Below are 17,268 nucleotides of genomic sequence, written 5' to 3'. Positions count from 1 at the left end.
ACCATAACGAACAGTACATGCAGTTATTTTTTACACCGGAATTAAATCCTTCTTTAGAAAATTTTATCCTCTCTGAGGAAGAAAGCAAGCATGCAGTTCGTGTGCTTCGTATGAATATGGGTGATCACTTATATTTAATAGACGGTCGCGGTGGCCTGTACGAAGCGGAAATTATAGATCCACATCCGAAACGTACTGTACTTCGCATTTTAAGTATCAAGGAGAACTACCAACAGCCAAACTATCATTTACATATTGCTGTGGGGCCGACCAAGAACATCGATCGTATTGAGTGGTTTTTGGAGAAAGCTACCGAGGTCGGGATTCAAGAGATTACACCTATTATCTGTGAACATTCAGAACGCAAGGAAGTAAAGTTGGACCGCTTGAATAAAGTCATTGTATCAGCCATGAAACAGTCTTTGAAAGCGTATTTACCTCAATTGAATCCCGCAGTATCCTTTAAACAGTTTATAAAGGATCTGCCAAGAGATGGCGTTCAAAAAGCAATTGCGCATTGTGTTGATTCGGATAAGAAATATTTGAATGAAGTATTTGAAGGTGGACAACATTATATCATTTTGATAGGCCCAGAGGGAGATTTTTCAACGGAGGAAATTGATTTGGCCTTAGCTGCCGGCTTTCAGCCAGTATCGCTTGGGGAAGCCCGTTTACGGACGGAGACAGCAGCTTTGGCAGCTTGTCTTGAGACCTCACTACTCAATAGATAATTCTCATTCTATTTTCTTAGTGATTCAATGTGAATCTAATCTGGAGTAGATCAGATTCAGCATTGAAGATACTTTTTCTATTACTTTATCAGTTCAGCATCGACGATCTGAATTTCAGAATTTCCTTTAAGTGGATCCTTTGTAAAAATCATCTTTCCTTTGAGCTTAATCGGGTCTTCGGAAAATTTAATTGCCCCACCTTTTAAGGTTACTTCTACCATAGGCGGGATCCCGTTGGAACCACAAAACTGACATTGCATAACAGGTAGCACAGACATCATAAAATTCTTATGATTGCGTCCACTGTGCAGCGGAACCATATAACCTGGGAGTTCGACCACTTTGTTTTCCAGTGCTTTGAGTTCTTTGGGATAAAATGGGGTGTATACCTTTTTTGCACCATTATAGGTCACTTTATAAGCCATCTTATCAATGGCGTCCCATGTTTTGTTCATCATGGGGGTATGATCAGGCACATCGGGATTGCTACCGATCTGAGCATGTACTTGTATAAAGAGGCATATAAATGCAAATGCTGTAATAATTTGTTTCATTATTTTAGTATTGAGTATATATCGTATTGAGTATTAAGATTTTGCTGATGCAAATCTGAGATTTACCTCGTATATGTTATTCTTATGCTTTTATCCCAATTGCCCATTTATTCTATTTTTAACCTATTTGTTCGACAAAGTTCCTGATATACTTGTCTTATAAGCCTTGATTGCTGGAATTAAAGCGGCTAGAACGCCAATGAGGCAAGCGACAAGCAAAAATACCAATTCTTTTGGATGTAACCTAAAAGCTTCGATAAAGTCTGCGCTCTGGCTCGTCTGGTTACTGATATAATATAATGCCAAATGTGCCAACAATAGACCTATTAGTCCGCCAACGATTGTTATGGTAAGACCTTCCAATAGGACAATGTTGAATAATTTTCCTTTAGATGCGCCCAGCGTACGCATGATGGCCAGATCATACTTGCGTTGTTTCAATGCATTATAGAGATTAATAAACACGCTCAGCCCTGCAATGAACATAATGACATATGCAAGGATGGCTAATGAGTCTATTCCTACACCTAGGAGTGAAAACAGACGTGTACTTTCCATTGCTGGAGAAGCCGCTTGCATATCAGTTTGTTGGTCGATCATTTTGGGCAATATACCGATGGCTGCCGGTGACTGGTATTTTATCAAAACAGCTGTTATTTCAAGTCCATTCTGTTTAACCATATCCGCGCCGATGGATTTAACAAATACAGCTTCCTCTTCGTGTTCATGATCAGCATGTCCTTCATGGTCGTGGTCATGATGCTCCTTTTCATTGGTTGCTGCCTGAGCTGCAGAATTTTCCGGCAAGTCTTCTCCATGGTGGTGTAGGTGTGCTTTAACCGTTTCTTCGCGGTCTTCTTCCCGTTCACGTTTTTCTTTTTGGGCTGCTGTTTCGTGATCGGTATGATCATGGGAAATACCATGAACATCCCAGACACTTTCGAGGTTGGTCAATATAAGGTTGTCAGTTACGTTGTTATTTTGCTTTAGAATACCCACAATAGTAAAAGGATGTTCGTCATGACTATGGCCATCCTTGCTCAGTCCATGTGAGCTGTTGATCTGGTCACCTATTTTCAAGTTGTTTTTTTTAGCGACCTGTTCACCGATAACGACCTCAAAGTTTTTTTGCCAGATGCGGCCATCATTTATTTTCGTATCATAGATGGCCAAAAAAGAAGAGTCGGTACCGACAATACGGTGTCCTTTAAAATTATCGCCCAGGGATAGCGGAACCGCCAATTGGACAAGAGGATTCTGGCGTAATGGTTCGAGTTCATCTAAGGGGATATTTCCTGTTGGATTGTCGATATGATATACGCTGGATAAGATCAATTGAAGTGGACTTCCTTTGGCTCCGATGACAAGGTCAATGTTCTTACTGTTGTTGTCAAGTTGTTTTTCAAATGTTTCACCTGTGATGGAGAGCACTGCCAGTATGGAGATTCCAAAAGCTGTCAGTAAGATACTCAAAAAGACAGAACCAAACTGTCTACTTAAATTTTTCCAAACCAACTGTATCGTGTTCATAGCAAATGTTGAATAAAAAAGGGTGAGAGATATGGGCTGTAAGCAATTATTTTAAGAGATACATTTTTGAAAATTGATCCTTGATCCGTTTATCGTGTGTTGTGATCAACAACGTTGAGCCAGCGGTATCTGCAATGCCCAAAAGAAGTTCTAGTACACGATTTGTATTATTATCATCTAATGCTGCTGTGGGTTCATCCGCAATGAGTAGGGCCGGTTTATTAATGACACTACGTGCAATCGCGGCACGTTGCAATTGACCACGGCTCAGTTCGTTTGGATAGGCCCCGGTTTTGTGGTCCAACTGCAATTGTTTCAACACCTGATGAATTTCATCTAAATTGACTTTTTTTCCAGCCAGCGATTGTGCCAATTTGATGTTTTCTAGCAAAGTTAAATTTTTGAGAAGGTGAGCTTCCTGGAAGATAAACCCAATATATTGTGATCTAAACTTGTCTAGTTTGCTATTTGATAATTGCGAAAGATCTTGACCATTAATTTTAACATGACCCGTATCAGGTCGGGATAGGCCACCTAACATATTCAGTAAAGTTGTTTTACCTGTACCTGAATCGCCTAATAGTAGTGTATGCTGTCCTTTCTCGATATGGATGTCAGGAAATTCGATGCTTTTTGCATTCGGATATTGGAATGTTAGCTGCTCAGTAGATACGATCGGATTGCTCATACGCTCAAAAATTGAAAATATATTCAAACTTAGAAAAATTGCTTTGCATATGCAATATTATTGCAATAATAAGATCATTCTTGCTTCTAAACAATAGTATGAACAAATATCTATTCTTATCGAATTACAATGATATGTATAAGTAAATGTACTAAAACCTAAAACTGACCTTTATATGTTAATAACTTTTCGACTTAATAATTTTATTACACTTCATTAATATCATCGCATCGAAATAATGGAATAATTGCTCAAATGCTTCTTCAGACCGGATTTTATCTAAAATTTTAAGCTAGAATTTCCAAGGTAACATTAAATTAACAAGTGGTTTACGTAATGGTAATTCGTTGTTAATGTTAATATAATATTCTGCCAATAGCTTTGCAGAAACAAAAAACAAAATAAATTGGAACCACAATTACAACTTAAAAGAATAGCTGCTGCCATTACGTTCGTCGTAGCTGCGTCAACAACAGTTTATGCACAGAGCAGTGGGAAGTTAATGGGGACTATTACAAATAGTAAGACGGGAGAAACGATTACGGGAGTAACCATTCGTGTTATTGGAACTTCTAGAGGTGGAAGCTCAGATGTTTCTGGTAAGTATAGTATCCCGGCTTTGCCTGCTGGTAAGTATACTGTGGAGTACGCTTATATAGGTTACGCTACAAAACAAATTACTGAAGTTGAGATCAAAGCGGATGATATGACCAATTTGGATATTGTCCTTGATAATTCAGAAGGTAAGGTGTTGGATCAAGTTGTGGTTACGGGATCTTTTAAAAAGGAGTCCATTGGTGCATTATATGCACAGCAAAAAAATAGTGCTTTAATTTCTGATGGTATTTCAAGTGAGCAAATCAGAAGATCACCGGATAAAAATACCTCTGAGGCGTTACGTCGTGTAAGTGGAGCTACTATCCAAGATAATAAATTTGTTGTCGTTCGCGGGTTAGGTGACCGTTACAATGTTTCGATGATGGATGGTTCCGTTTTGCCAAGTACTGAAGCTAATCGTCGTGCATTTTCATTTGATATCGTGCCATCTAACTTGATTGATAAAATTACGATTTCGAAAACTGCAACACCGGATCTTCCTGCAGATTTCGCCGGCGGTGCAGTACAAATTACAACAAAAGATATTCCTGATAAAGATTTCGTATCCTTTGGGGTAGGGTACGGTTACAATACGGCCTCTACATTCAAGGATTTTCTGCAAACCAAGAAGAATTTTCAAAATTATTTAGGTTTTGATGATGGTTCGAGTAATTTGGCGACAAATATGTATACAAGGGAGCAGTATAAAGCTGGACTCTCTGGTAAAGAAAACCGTCTTGCATTAAAATCTTTACCAAATGATCTTTCAATTGAAAATAAAAAGGCGTTACCCTCCCAAAATTATCAATTTTCATTAGGAAAGGTGAAACAATTTGAGAATAATAATAGATTTGGAGCGCTATTTTCCGTTACCTATCGAAATTCACAGAATATATTGGCGAATGTAAGACGTGAATGGCATCAATATGACTTCACAGACAATCAGTATAAATTCTCTAGCAACTTGGGTGCATTAGCTAATTTTGGATATACATTTGGTAAAAATAAAATCACATGGAAAAATCTTTATAACAAAAACTACGATAATACCTATACAAGCAGAAGAGGTATAGATTTAGGTACATCATTTGATAATAAATTTTCTGCCTATGATATCTTGGAAAAATCTTTATTCAAGTCGACCGTTGATGGTGAACATGTATTGAGTGATAAGAATGATAAAATAAAATGGACAGCTTCATGGAGTAATATCAAGAATGACCAGCCTAATCAGGTTAAACTTAATTATACAAGACCGATGTCTGCTGCCAATGATCCTTCCGTTCCATTTACAGCAAATCTTGGAACGATAGGCAAGCAAAATACAAGATTATTTGCCAAACTTAATGAGAACATATATTCTGGAGAGGGTAGCTATACCTTACCTGTAAATTTTTTAACAGAACAATCTACTCTGAAAATAGGTGCTGGTGGAAACTATAGAAAGCGAAATTTTGATGCTAGATTCATTGGTTTCCAATTTAACGAAAATGCATTTGATAATGTTGATGATATCAATAATTTTCTACAGACGCCACCTGACCAAATTTTTTCCACTCAAAATATAAATAATAACTATTTCAGTTATGAAGAAATTATGATGAATGGAGATAAATATACTGGTAGTTCCATGAATTCATTTGGTTATGCCATGTTAGATCAAAAGTTCAACGATAAATTTAGGGTTGTTTATGGTTTGAGAGTTGAAAATTACAATGTTAAGATTGATGCATTGGATATAGATAACATGAAAATGGTGGAGGACGTTAATGACACTAAACTTGATTTTCTTCCCTCGGTTAACTTTACCTATAGTGTTACATCAAAATCTAATTTAAGGGCATCTTACTACCGTACATTAGCAAGACCTGAACTACGGGAGCTGGCATCATTTAAGTTCTATGATTTTGAACAACTTGGAATGATAACTGGTAATCCAGATTTGAAGCGTGCCTCCATTAATAATATGGATTTACGCTATGAAATTTATCCATCTGCTGGCGAAATTTTATCCATTTCAGCATTTTATAAGCAATTTACGGATGCTATTGAGCCAAGAAGATATGACGTTACCTCAACTCCCGATATTAGCTTCGGGAATATTCCGAAGGCTAATTTATATGGTGCAGAATTAGAGGTTCGTAAGAGGTTAGATTTTGTTAATGAGCAGCAATTTTTCAAAAATACAACAGCTTATTTGAATCTTGCATACGTTCACTCAGAAGTTACCAATCCAAATGATCAACCTTATTTGGAACAAAAAAGACCAATGGTGGGACAATCTCCTTATGTTATAAATGGAGGATTACAACATACAGCTTTGGATAATAAATTAAATCTTAACATTCTATATAACCGTATAGGAAAGCGCATTGTTCAACCTGGTGGACAAACATTTGCCAGTGCATGGGAAGCACCTCGAAATGTTTTGGATTTTCAAGTTGGTTATAAAGTGTTAAAGAATAAAGGCGAATTTAAATTTAATGCAAGTGACATTTTGAACAATTCTATCAATGTATATTTTGACAATGAAGTGCGGCATATCAACGATGAAACTTGGTTTAAATACAAGCCGGGAGCGAACTATTCATTATCATTTAATTATACGTTTTAATTGATAATGTAAATTTAATATTTCTTTAAATCTAAAGACATAAGTAAAGTATTTTTTTGTATCGAGATTTTTAAAACTTAAAAAATGAAAAAAAGATTTTTATTCTTATCATTAGCGGCATTATTAATTGCTGGAGCTTGTAAGGAAACCAAAATTACTGATGATGGCAATGATACTGAAACGCCAACCAATCCTGCGGATAAAGATGTTGTGGAAGTGACTGGAGAAATAACAGCCAATACAACATGGACATCGGACAAGATTTATTTGTTGAAAGGATTTGTTTTTGTTTCAAACGGAGCTACATTGACTATTGAGCCAGGAACAATCATAAAAGGCGAGAAGGCGACAAAGGGAACTTTAACGATTACAAGAGGTTCTAAAATTAATGCTACTGGTACAGCTGAAAAACCAATTGTATTTACATCGGCTCTTCCTGCAGGTGCAAGAACTAGAGGGGATTGGGGAGGCATAATTTTACTTGGTAAAGCTCCAGTTAACCAAGGGACAGACGTTATGATAGAGGGCGGTTTAGAGGGGCCTAAAGGAAAAGATGCCAAGAATTATATATATTATGGCGGAACAGATGCAGCGGATAACTCAGGTACGTTAAAATATGTCCGTATTGAATATGGTGGTATTGAATATTCAGCAGATAATGAAATTAACGGGTTGACTATGGCAGGTGTCGGTAATGGTACAACACTTGATTATATTCAAGTGTACCGCTCTGGAGATGATGCTTTTGAATGGTTTGGTGGTACTGTTAATGCTAAACACTTATTAGCTGTAGCAACTTGGGATGATGATTTTGATACCGATTTTGGCTATTCTGGAAATGTTCAATTTGCGCTTGCCCAAAGAGCAACTACTCAAGCGGATCAATCGGGATCAAATGGTTTTGAGTCTGATAATAATTCTACAGGTACAGATCAGACACCTAAGACTTCTGCGGTATTTTCAAATGTAACTGTTCTAGGACCTATTAAAAAGGCAGGCGAATCAGCAATTGGAAACTATCAACATGGGGCACAAATTCGTCGTAATTCGTCGTTGAGCATATTTAATTCAGTGATCTCAGGATTTCCATTTGCTGGATTATACATTGACGATACAAAAGTTGTTACTGCAAATACAACTTCTAATAACTTCTTAAGTGGTTCCGCAGTATTTGCTAATAATTTGGTATATGGCTCAAAGGATGCGGACTTGAAAGTAAGTTCGACAACGAATTCTGTGGCAGTAAATACTTTATTACGTGCTAATAATGTATTTGATAATACAAAATTTGCACCTGCATTATTCAAAGCTCCTTATAATTTTGGAAAAGACTTCTCTTCAGCCCCATCGAATCCGGATTTCACGTTATCGACTGGTTCTGATGCAGCTACAGGTGCAGCGTTTACGAATGCGAAAGTCTCTGGAAGCTTCTTTGAGAAAGTTGCTTATAAAGGTGCTTTCGGTTCTGAGGACTGGACAAAAGGATGGGCTCATTATGATCCACAAACTTTACCATACACAACTCCCGGTCAAGTTAAATAATAATAAGACCTTATTAAAAGTATTAAAAAATCCTGCCATCAGCAGGATTTTTTTGTCGCATTTTGGGTAAATATTTCGTTATATAGTCAAATAATATAAGCTTTAAATTATGAAAAAAACAATCTATTTATTTGTGTTAAGTATTCTCTTTTTTGTTGGGTGCAAAAAGTCTGATGATAAAACTGATACAGAACCTGATGGACTTAAAATAGAAATAAAGGGAATTTCTGGATGGGGTGATGTTGTAAATGTCATCATTGACAAAAATAAGACTGAAATTAAGTATCCGAAAAGTCTTGTTCCGGAAGCTAAAAGAGATAAAGTTTATAAAACAAGTGAGACCACATTAAAACAATTGTCAACCTATATTGATACGTATAAGTTAATGGATGCTAAAATTCAGGAATGCGCGCGTTGTGCAGATGGAACTGATTATGTGATCACAATAAAATACGAAGGAAGAGAAAATACAGTTACTATTGCAGCTCACCGCACAGATGGTAAATATACCGATCTATTGAATTTTATTGATAAACTATAATAACTAAGAGTTCTTAGTAGTTTGATCTACAAACCTTAAATAAAATCGAAGAACCTAATGTTATTGGTTTCTGCTACAATTTAAATTGCCGGCAGTTTTCGGGATAGTGGACAGTAATTTACCTCGGTTCATAATGATATACAATCTGATACGATTGATTTTTCAGTTCATCGGACAATTGACCTATAGCCAAACTTTGCGCTTGCGGAGTAGGCTCACATACTGAATAGTATTTTCCATTATATAGTATGGCATCACCAATAGGCTGTTCGAATTGAACGGCCATGGTGATATGTGTGGGGTATAGGAGCGTGATCATTGGGAGATTATAAATTTCTTTGACAAGGTAAAAGAATAGTGCCGCACGATCATCACAGTCGCTGTATTTATTTAATAATGTCTGTTCTGGGGATAGTCGTTTTTCTGTTCCAAAATTCTCTTCATCATTTTCATAAAGAAAAGCGTAACGTGTAAACCGCATTAAATAATCTACGCCTTCTTTTTCTTTCTTCCCTTTTAGATTTTCTTTGAGCGCAGGAACCAATGATTGATAAGTTTCCTTACTCAATGGAATATTGAAATAGGTCTCGAAATCTACTCCAGGATAGTTTTTAAAAAGATCGCTGATATCATTGTTCAATTTAACATTAAAATGATAGGCTTTATGGCCGTAATTGAATGCAATTTGTTTTTCAATGTAGTTTGCCGGCACAAAATCCGGTAACTTTGTGATTTTATAGCTGAAATCGTTGGTGGCCTCTGGTACTTTAATATTTACGGGAATATAGGTGTCTGCTCGTTGAAATAGTTTTCCATAATCATGAAAATTTAAACAGGTGTATTTTTTACCATAAACTTCAAAAAAAGGAATATCAGAGATATCCTCATTGTTCTGAATAAAAAAGACAATCTGATTATTTCCTACCGCCAAACGTGCATCATACCCCGATTTGCACATCAGAAACCATTTGTACAGCGTGTAACGGGTATAATTTTCCGCTTTTGGCGCGATTTGTTGTGCGGTACGTCGCACAAGCTGATAATACACCCAGTCGTTGAGATGTTGTTTATCCTTGTATTCCAGTAAACTATTTACCAAATCGTGATATTCTGTTTGATCAGCAATTTGGTAGAACTCCTGTACACGAGCTCCCGTTAAACTATCATTGAATGGAATATTGAAAGATGGTGATACATTAATTGAAACTTTTCCATCGTAAAAATCGAAATCATGATGCTGCGCCCTGGCGATTTGTAGACTGCAAGTAAACCAGCATAAAATGGTCAGAAAGGCAATATGGCATCCTTCGATATTCAATTATTAACAATTTGATAACATTAGTGTAATATAAATTTAACAATTATAAGTGCTTTTCCCAAGGATTTAGGAAAAATGTTTTCTGGATTACAAAGGATGAGTTATATTGGTTATAAGCTATTTGTTAACGAAGTTCTTTACCATTTTTTAAGATCATCATTGGGAACTCATATTTCCAGTTCATGCCCAAAGAAAGCCATTGAAACTTATTGATTTGTGTGCATACGATGTTTAGCAAACACAGCGTGAGAGGATATCACCCTTGATTGAAATGCTAAAATCCTTTTCCTCCCGATTGCTATTACGTAGAAAAATAATATTAAAATTCGTATCTTCGTGCAATGGATAATTTTATTGTTTCTGCACGTAAATACCGCCCGATTACCTTTGATTCGGTTGTAGGTCAGCAACACATTACGGGTACCCTAAAGAATGCAATTCACAACAATCAGTTGGCGCAGGCATTTCTATTCTGTGGGCCACGTGGTGTTGGTAAAACTACTTGCGCCCGTATTTTGGCCAAAACAATAAATTGTGAACAGATCTTACCAGGGACTGAGCCCTGTGGCGAATGCGACAGCTGCAAATCCTTTCAAAACGGTAATTCTTTCAGTATACACGAACTTGATGCTGCATCCAACAACTCGGTAGATGATATCCGTAACCTCATTGATCAGGTCCGTATACCACCTCAAGCCGGAAAATATAAGATTTATATCATCGATGAGGTGCACATGCTCTCACAGGCCGCTTTCAATGCATTCTTGAAGACATTGGAAGAACCACCTTCTTATGCAATTTTTATCCTTGCAACAACCGAGAAACATAAGATTTTGCCAACGATTCTTTCACGTTGTCAGATTTTTGATTTCAACCGTATAAAGGTGGAGGACATGGCAGGCCATCTGGCGAGAATAGCTGATCGTGAAGCGATCGCTTATGACCAAGATGGTTTACATATCATTGCGCAAAAGGCAGACGGTGGTCTTCGTGACGCCTTGTCTATGTTTGATCAGATTGTCAGTTTCTCGAATAAAAATGTAACCTATCAGGCTGTTATTGACAACCTGAATATTCTGGATTACGATTATTATTTTAAGCTAACGGATTCGATCTTGGCTGAAGATGCTGCGCAAACGCTTTTGACATTTAACGAGATTTTGAACCATGGCTTCGATGGAAGCCATTTCATTGCTGGTTTGTCAGCTCATTTTCGGAATCTGCTGGTGGCTAGAGAGCCTTCGACGTTAAAATTATTGGAAGTTAGCGATAGTATACGTCTGAAGTATTTACAGCAAGCGCAGAAAGCTTCTTCGGGATTTTTATTGTCCGCATTGAATATCTCAAACCAGTGTGAAATAAACTACAAAACAAGTAAAAACCAACGCTTACAAGTAGAACTTGCTTTGTTGAAAATGTGTCACATCGCAAGTGCCATTAAGCTAAGTCAGCTCGGTTCTATACAGGTTCCTTCAGCTACTGAAGGAGTAAAAAAAAAACTCCCTGAGCCAGTAGTTTCACAAACTAAGGAAACTCCTTCTGCGGCAGTATCTTCTGGAAATACAGTGCACAATGCGACACCAGCACCCGTTGTATCGAATCCCACGCCTGTATCCACCCCGCAATCAACAGTTTCCAATCTCCAGACTTCGGCTGTTAAAGCCGAGGTAAAAAATGATGCTGTTTCAAATGTACCTCCAAAAGTAAAAAAAGGAGGATGGGGGGCAGCTGCCTCAGCGATTATTCCATCATTGCCAGATTTGAACACCATTTATGACAACAACTCGGTTGCCAAAGAAGGTGATGAGCCTGAATTAATAAGAGGTACCGAACAACGTGAGGTAAGCTTTAATCAATTCATAGTTATTTGGAACGCTTACGCCGAACAGTTAAAGGCAGAAAATAAGATCAACCTATATACAATGATGACCACGACCCAACCGCGACTAAAAGGTACATTAATAGAGATTGATGTCGAAAATGGCGTACAGATGGATGTCCTGCAAAGCGCGAAAGTGGATGTGTTGAATTATCTTCGGGTAAAGCTGCAAAATTTTGCGCTAGATCTACAAGGTGTTATGATGGAGTTCACGGTTTCCCGCAAACCGTACACTTCGCAGGAAAAGTATCAGGCTATGGTAACCAAAAATCCGCTTTTAGATACTTTGCGTAAGGAGTTTAACTTAGGTTTAAGCTAAATCGATCATTCTAATTCCTGTTAATTTTTGTACCTTTGCAATCTCTTCTATTTGGAAGGTAATATTTAGTTTTATGATGCAAGGAAATTTTCAGAGACGTGATCGCGATCACGGCGAAAAACGTGAAGTAAATCAGATGGTATTCGGTATCCGTGCCGTCATCGAAGCGATTGATAGTGGTAAAGAAATTGAATCGTTATTTGTACAACGCGGATTAAGTGGTAGCTTGATTCTGGAACTGAAATCCTTATTGAAAGAACATGATATTGCCTTTCAGCAAGTGCCTATTGAGAAACTGAACCGTATCACACGGAAAAATCATCAAGGGGTAATTGCCGTTATATCGCCAATTACATATCAAAGTATCGAAGATCTCCTACCTCAGATTTATGAGAAAGGTGAAACTCCCTTACTTTTGATGTTAGATGGTGTAACTGATGTTCGTAATATGGGGGCTATTGCACGTACGGCTGAATGTTCAGGTGTGCATGCGATCATTGTGCCGAAAAAAGGATCTGCTGAAATAAATCCGGATGCAATTAAAACATCCGCTGGAGCATTGTATAAAATTCCGGTCTGCCGTCATGATAGCCTTTCAAAAGTGGGTAAATTTCTGATAGATTCAGGGGTGCAATTGGTTGTTAGTACAGAAAAAACAACATCGAGTATCTATGATGTGGATTATACAGCACCTACTTGTGTCATCATGGGTGCTGAGGATGTCGGTGTATCGAATGATTTAATCCGTATCGCGGATAATCTTGCCAAGATACCAATGTATGGCGAAATAGGCTCTCTTAATGTGTCTGTATCGGCTGCTGTTGTTATTTATGAGGCAATTCGTCAACGTCTGCCTAAGAAGTCGTAAGAACTAAATTCTGCGATATAAAATAGCCTTTGTCAGAGACAAAGGCTATTTTTTTGAATATCCATCTTGTTGATTTTTACTTTAGTAATTAAGCAGGAGGGCTTGGTTTAATTTTATACTAATCTTGTTGACCCTTATTTCAATCTGCAGACAAAAGTCTGATCCAGATCCCGACATCTCCTATCTCCTATGCTTTGTTGTTTGCCCCTTATAAATAGATTTGTCTATTTATCTCGCTAAGCATTGTAGATCGCCTCAACCTCTTTTTCATATTTCTGGAGAATAACTTTCCGTTTCATCTTTAAGGTAGGGGTTAATTCACCCGTTTCTATCGTCATTTCGTTTGGAATAATCGCAAATTTCTTGATCTGCTCCCAGTTACCAAAATTTTGATTGATGCGATTGAGCTCGGACTCAATCTGCTGTCTAACTTCAGGGTGCTTCAGGAATTCTATTTTTGGCAATTTTGCCAATGAAGGAGAGGAGTTCTTGCTCCATTCCAAAAGATTGGCATAGTTTGGAACAATTAAAGCTGCGGGGAATTTTCGTGACTCGCCGATCACCATGACCTGTTCGATAAGAGAAGATTCTACGATCTTGGCTTCAAGCTGTTGTGGGACAATATATTTCCCGCCGGAAGTCTTGAACATCTCTTTCTTGCGGTCGATTATTTTGAGAAATTTACCGTCAACCCATTGACCGATATCTCCAGTATATAACCAACCATCTTTGAGGACCTCCGCAGTAGCTTCTTCATTTTTATAATAGCCAATCATATTGTTTTCGCCTTTGGTGAGGATCTCCCCATCTTCGGAAAGTTTGATTTCAATATTAATCAATGGTAGACCTACTGTGCCGATTTTCATCCCTCTTTTAAAGCAATTTACAGCAATACAGGGACCTGCTTCAGTCAGACCATAACCTTCATAAATAGGTATTCCGGCAGCCATATACAAACGGATTAATCTTTCTTGTAAAGCAGCACTGCCCGATGCAATCCCTTTGATGTCCCCACCCAAGGCCTCCCGCCATTTTGAAAAGACGAGTTTTCTTGCGATACTTAATTTGATAGCATACCACCAAGAGCGGTTCTCCAAAGTGTATTGTTCACCAACACGAAGAGACCAAAAGAATATCTTGCGTTTGAATACGGTCAGCTTTTCACCAGTTGCAATAATTTTTTCATATACTTTTTCAAGTACACGCGGTACAGCTGAAAAGATATGTGGTCGGACTGATTTGAAATCTTCTCCAATGGTATCCATTGATTGGGCAAAAAAGATTGTTAAACCCTTATACATATAGACATATTGGAATACCCGCTCGTAGGCATGGCAAACGGGTAGAAAGGAAAGCGCTCGGTCCCCGCGTCCGACAGGGAAGGAGTATTCACTGCTCATGGTATCGGCCAATAGATTGCGGTGGGCCAGCATCACTCCTTTCGGATTTCCGGTTGTACCTGATGTATAAATGATAGAGGCCAGGCTCTCGGTATTGACGGTATTTCGAAGTGTCTCAAGCTGCTCATCAGTGATGGAAACGCCGTTAGCTACGAAACTCTGCCAATACGGTATATCCTCTTCTTTGTCTAAACTAAAAATATGTTTAAGGAGCGGACATGAGTCTCTGATGGAAACGATCTTCGTATATAGCTTTTTTGAGCTTACGATACAATTTTTAATCTCAGCATGGTTGAATATATAGTTGTAATCTGATTCAGAGATATTCGGATAAATCGCGACGACAACAGCACCGACCTGTTGGATTGCAAAATCGAGAATATTCCATTCGATACGGTTTTCACTGATTAAAGCAACTTTTTCACCTACTTGTACACCGAGGGCAATCAGACCTTTGGATACCTGATTGACGCGTTCAATAAATTCTGTATTACTTACTGCTACCCAATTAGCTCCGTCTTTGTAGGAAAACATAGGAAACCCAGGTGCAGTTTCTTGTTGCAAATAGGCTAAATCAAATAATCTTGTTGCTGTTGGCATTATGAAAATCCAGTTCGTGTAATTTAGCTAATGTACGTTTTTTTGAGGAGATTGAGGCATATAAAAAAACGGGATAAGGCGCATTAAGATAGCGAGAAGGAGGGGCTATTTTGGTTTTGGACCCCCCTGAAGTACTGTAAACGAAAAAGACTCTGATCTGCAAAGCCGGGGCTTTCCAAATCAGAGTCTTTATACGCTTATCTAAATACTAAATCTAGTATTTGCTTTTAGATTCTTTACGTTTACCTGAGAAATCACGGAAACCTCCGCCATTGCTGCTACCACGGTCACGTTTTTCACCGCTGAATCCGCCTTCACGTCTTCCGCCACGGTCACCGCCACTGAATCCGCCTTCACGTCTTCCACCGCGATCACCACCACGGTATCCGCCTTCGCGTCTTCCGCCACGATCACCACCACGGCTTCTTCCACGATCACCACCACGGCCTTCGCTTTTAGCTTCTCCAGATACTTCGATGCGTACTTGACGACCGTTGTAATCTACACCTTGGAATCCTTGGAATACTTTCTCAACTTCAGCATCCTGTACTTCAAAGAATGTAAACACACCTTTTAAGTCAATTTTACCGATAGATTTTCCTGAGATGTTTGCATTGTTACAGATAAAGCCTAACATGTCTCCACGAGAAAACTCATCTACAGAACCTAAGTTCATGAACAAACGTGTATAACCTTTTGAACCTTCACGAGAACGACCGTCACGTCTATCACCACGATCTTCACGAGAACCTTCGCGGGCTTCGATATTTAAATCCGGAGCGTTTTTATAATAATCTAGGAAACGGTTGAATTCAAGAGAGGCAAATCTTTTGATGATATCTTCTTTCGAAAGAGATTCCAGATTTTCCATAATTGCAGGCAAGAATGGACTGATCTGCTCATCATTTACTTCGACGTTTTCAATCTTTTTAACGATAGAGAACAATTGTTTTTCACACACTTCAGCACCTTGAGGAACTTGTTTCTTTTCAAAAGCTTTGCCGATGATCTTTTCAAGATGACGGATTTTGCTGAGCTCTTTTACATTTACTAAAGAAAGAGAGATACCAGTTTTACCTGCACGGGCAGTACGACCAGAACGGTGCGTATAGTTTTCTGTTTCATCAGGTAAAGAGAAGTTGATAACGTGAGTTACATCACTAACATCAATACCACGAGCGGCTACGTCTGTTGCGATCAATAATTGTAAACTACGGTCACGGTAACGTTTCATTACTTTATCACGTTGTTGTTGGGACAAGTCACCGTGCAGCGAGTCTGCATTGTAACCATCTTTGATCAACGCTTCAGCGATATCCTGTGTTTCGATTTTTGTACGACAAAATACGATACCAAAGATATCAGGGTTTGAATCCACAATACGTTTGAACGCAGCATATTTATCTTTTGCTTTGATCAAATAATAGTGGTGTTCAATGTTGGCGTTACCTGTATTTTTTGTACCTACAGTAAGCTCAACAGGATCGGTCATATAATTTTTCGCAATACGACGCACCTCGGAAGGCATTGTCGCCGAAAATAACCAAGTTTTTTTCTCGTCAGGAGTTTCTGACAAAATGTTGTTGATGTCTTCTTTGAAGCCCATATTGAGCATCTCATCCGCTTCATCTAACACAACATATTTAACATTTGAAAAATCAATGGCTTTTCTGCCAATGATATCCAACATACGACCCGGGGTCGCTACTACAATTTGCACTCCACGTCTGATTTGACGTAGCTGGTCTGAGATATTTGCACCTCCATATACAGCAACAACATGTACGTTGTCAACGTATTTAGCAAATTTTTCTAAATCTTTTGAGATTTGTAAACATAGTTCCCGAGTAGGGCAAAGGATTAATGCCTGTGGGTGTTTTTGAGAAAAGTCTAATTGCTCTAATAATGGAAGACCAAATGCCGCGGTCTTTCCTGTGCCAGTTTGGGCTAATCCGACAAAATCGTCGTTACCAGTCAATAAAACAGGAATGGCTTTTTCCTGAATTTCAGAAGGTTTTTCGAAACCTAATTCTGAGATGGCATTAACAACTTCCTCACGGATTCCCAGTTCTAAAAATGGGTTCATG

At 38.3% G+C, this 17,268-nt stretch carries 12 protein-coding genes; 6 read left to right on the top strand and 6 right to left on the bottom strand.

The features are described 5' to 3' along the window. Positions 1–17: 17 nt before the first annotated feature. The gene (locus tag LC454_RS22395) at positions 18–731 is read left to right on the top strand and encodes a 16S rRNA (uracil(1498)-N(3))-methyltransferase (RefSeq protein ID WP_223584678.1); all 714 of its coding nucleotides are present in this window, start codon (positions 18–20) and stop codon (positions 729–731) included. Positions 732–811: 80 nt separating this feature from the next. Here the strand turns inward: LC454_RS22395 and LC454_RS22390 are convergent, their stop codons facing one another. The 3 genes from LC454_RS22390 to LC454_RS22380 form a co-directional block, all read right to left on the bottom strand. Further along, on the bottom strand, positions 812–1,285 hold the full coding sequence (locus LC454_RS22390; RefSeq protein ID WP_223584677.1) for a hypothetical protein: 474 nt from the start codon (positions 1,283–1,285) through the stop codon (positions 812–814). Between the two features lie 123 nt (positions 1,286–1,408). Further along, a complete protein-coding gene (locus LC454_RS22385; protein ID WP_223584676.1) occupies positions 1,409–2,815 on the bottom strand; it encodes an ABC transporter permease in 1,407 nt (468 codons plus the stop codon). Positions 2,816–2,861: 46 nt separating this feature from the next. Further along, positions 2,862–3,503 carry an ABC transporter ATP-binding protein gene (locus LC454_RS22380; protein ID WP_223584675.1) on the bottom strand — a complete coding sequence of 214 codons (642 nt, stop codon included), beginning with the start codon at positions 3,501–3,503 and terminating at the stop codon, positions 2,862–2,864. Positions 3,504–3,909: 406 nt separating this feature from the next. Here LC454_RS22380 and LC454_RS22375 point away from each other — a divergent pair, with 406 nt between their 5' ends. The 3 genes from LC454_RS22375 to LC454_RS22365 all read left to right on the top strand — a co-directional run bounded on the left by LC454_RS22375 (position 3,910) and on the right by LC454_RS22365 (position 8,797). Continuing rightward, positions 3,910–6,714, top strand: coding sequence for a TonB-dependent receptor (locus LC454_RS22375; RefSeq protein ID WP_223584674.1), 2,805 nt, complete (start codon positions 3,910–3,912; stop codon positions 6,712–6,714). Between the two features lie 84 nt (positions 6,715–6,798). After that, positions 6,799–8,256 carry a right-handed parallel beta-helix repeat-containing protein gene (locus LC454_RS22370; protein ID WP_223584673.1) on the top strand — a complete coding sequence of 486 codons (1,458 nt, stop codon included), beginning with the start codon at positions 6,799–6,801 and terminating at the stop codon, positions 8,254–8,256. 109 nt (positions 8,257–8,365) lie between these two features. Further along, entirely contained in the window at positions 8,366–8,797 is a 432-nt protein-coding gene (locus LC454_RS22365) for a hypothetical protein (RefSeq protein WP_223584672.1), read from the top strand. 118 nt (positions 8,798–8,915) lie between these two features. On the opposite strand, the gene LC454_RS22360 is transcribed toward LC454_RS22365, so the two are convergent. Then, positions 8,916–10,115, bottom strand: coding sequence for a hypothetical protein (locus tag LC454_RS22360; RefSeq protein ID WP_223584671.1), 1,200 nt, complete (start codon positions 10,113–10,115; stop codon positions 8,916–8,918). A 341-nt stretch (positions 10,116–10,456) separates the two neighbouring features. On the opposite strand from LC454_RS22360, the gene LC454_RS22355 reads away from it, so the two are divergent. Together LC454_RS22355 and rlmB are read left to right on the top strand one after the other, a co-directional pair. Further along, positions 10,457–12,313 carry a DNA polymerase III subunit gamma/tau gene (locus LC454_RS22355; protein ID WP_223584670.1) on the top strand — a complete coding sequence of 619 codons (1,857 nt, stop codon included), beginning with the start codon at positions 10,457–10,459 and terminating at the stop codon, positions 12,311–12,313. 73 nt (positions 12,314–12,386) lie between these two features. Further along, positions 12,387–13,181 (top strand): 23S rRNA (guanosine(2251)-2'-O)-methyltransferase RlmB, encoded by a 795-nt coding sequence (gene rlmB / locus LC454_RS22350; RefSeq protein WP_410528668.1) that lies wholly within the window; start codon positions 12,387–12,389, stop codon positions 13,179–13,181. A 236-nt stretch (positions 13,182–13,417) separates the two neighbouring features. Here rlmB and LC454_RS22345 read toward each other — a convergent pair whose 3' ends face one another. Both LC454_RS22345 and LC454_RS22340 read right to left on the bottom strand, forming a co-directional pair. Further along, positions 13,418–15,181 carry an AMP-dependent synthetase/ligase gene (locus LC454_RS22345; protein WP_223584669.1) on the bottom strand — a complete coding sequence of 588 codons (1,764 nt, stop codon included), beginning with the start codon at positions 15,179–15,181 and terminating at the stop codon, positions 13,418–13,420. A gap of 214 nt (positions 15,182–15,395) precedes the next feature. Next, positions 15,396–17,267 carry a DEAD/DEAH box helicase gene (locus tag LC454_RS22340; protein WP_223584668.1) on the bottom strand — a complete coding sequence of 624 codons (1,872 nt, stop codon included), beginning with the start codon at positions 17,265–17,267 and terminating at the stop codon, positions 15,396–15,398. Position 17,268 lies beyond the last annotated feature (1 nt).

The organism is Sphingobacterium sp. GVS05A (assembly GCF_019969845.1).
In the GTDB taxonomy this organism is placed as follows: domain Bacteria; phylum Bacteroidota; class Bacteroidia; order Sphingobacteriales; family Sphingobacteriaceae; genus Sphingobacterium.
The sequence above is the reverse complement of the archived record's forward strand: the minus strand, read 5'-3'. Positions and strand labels throughout refer to the sequence as shown.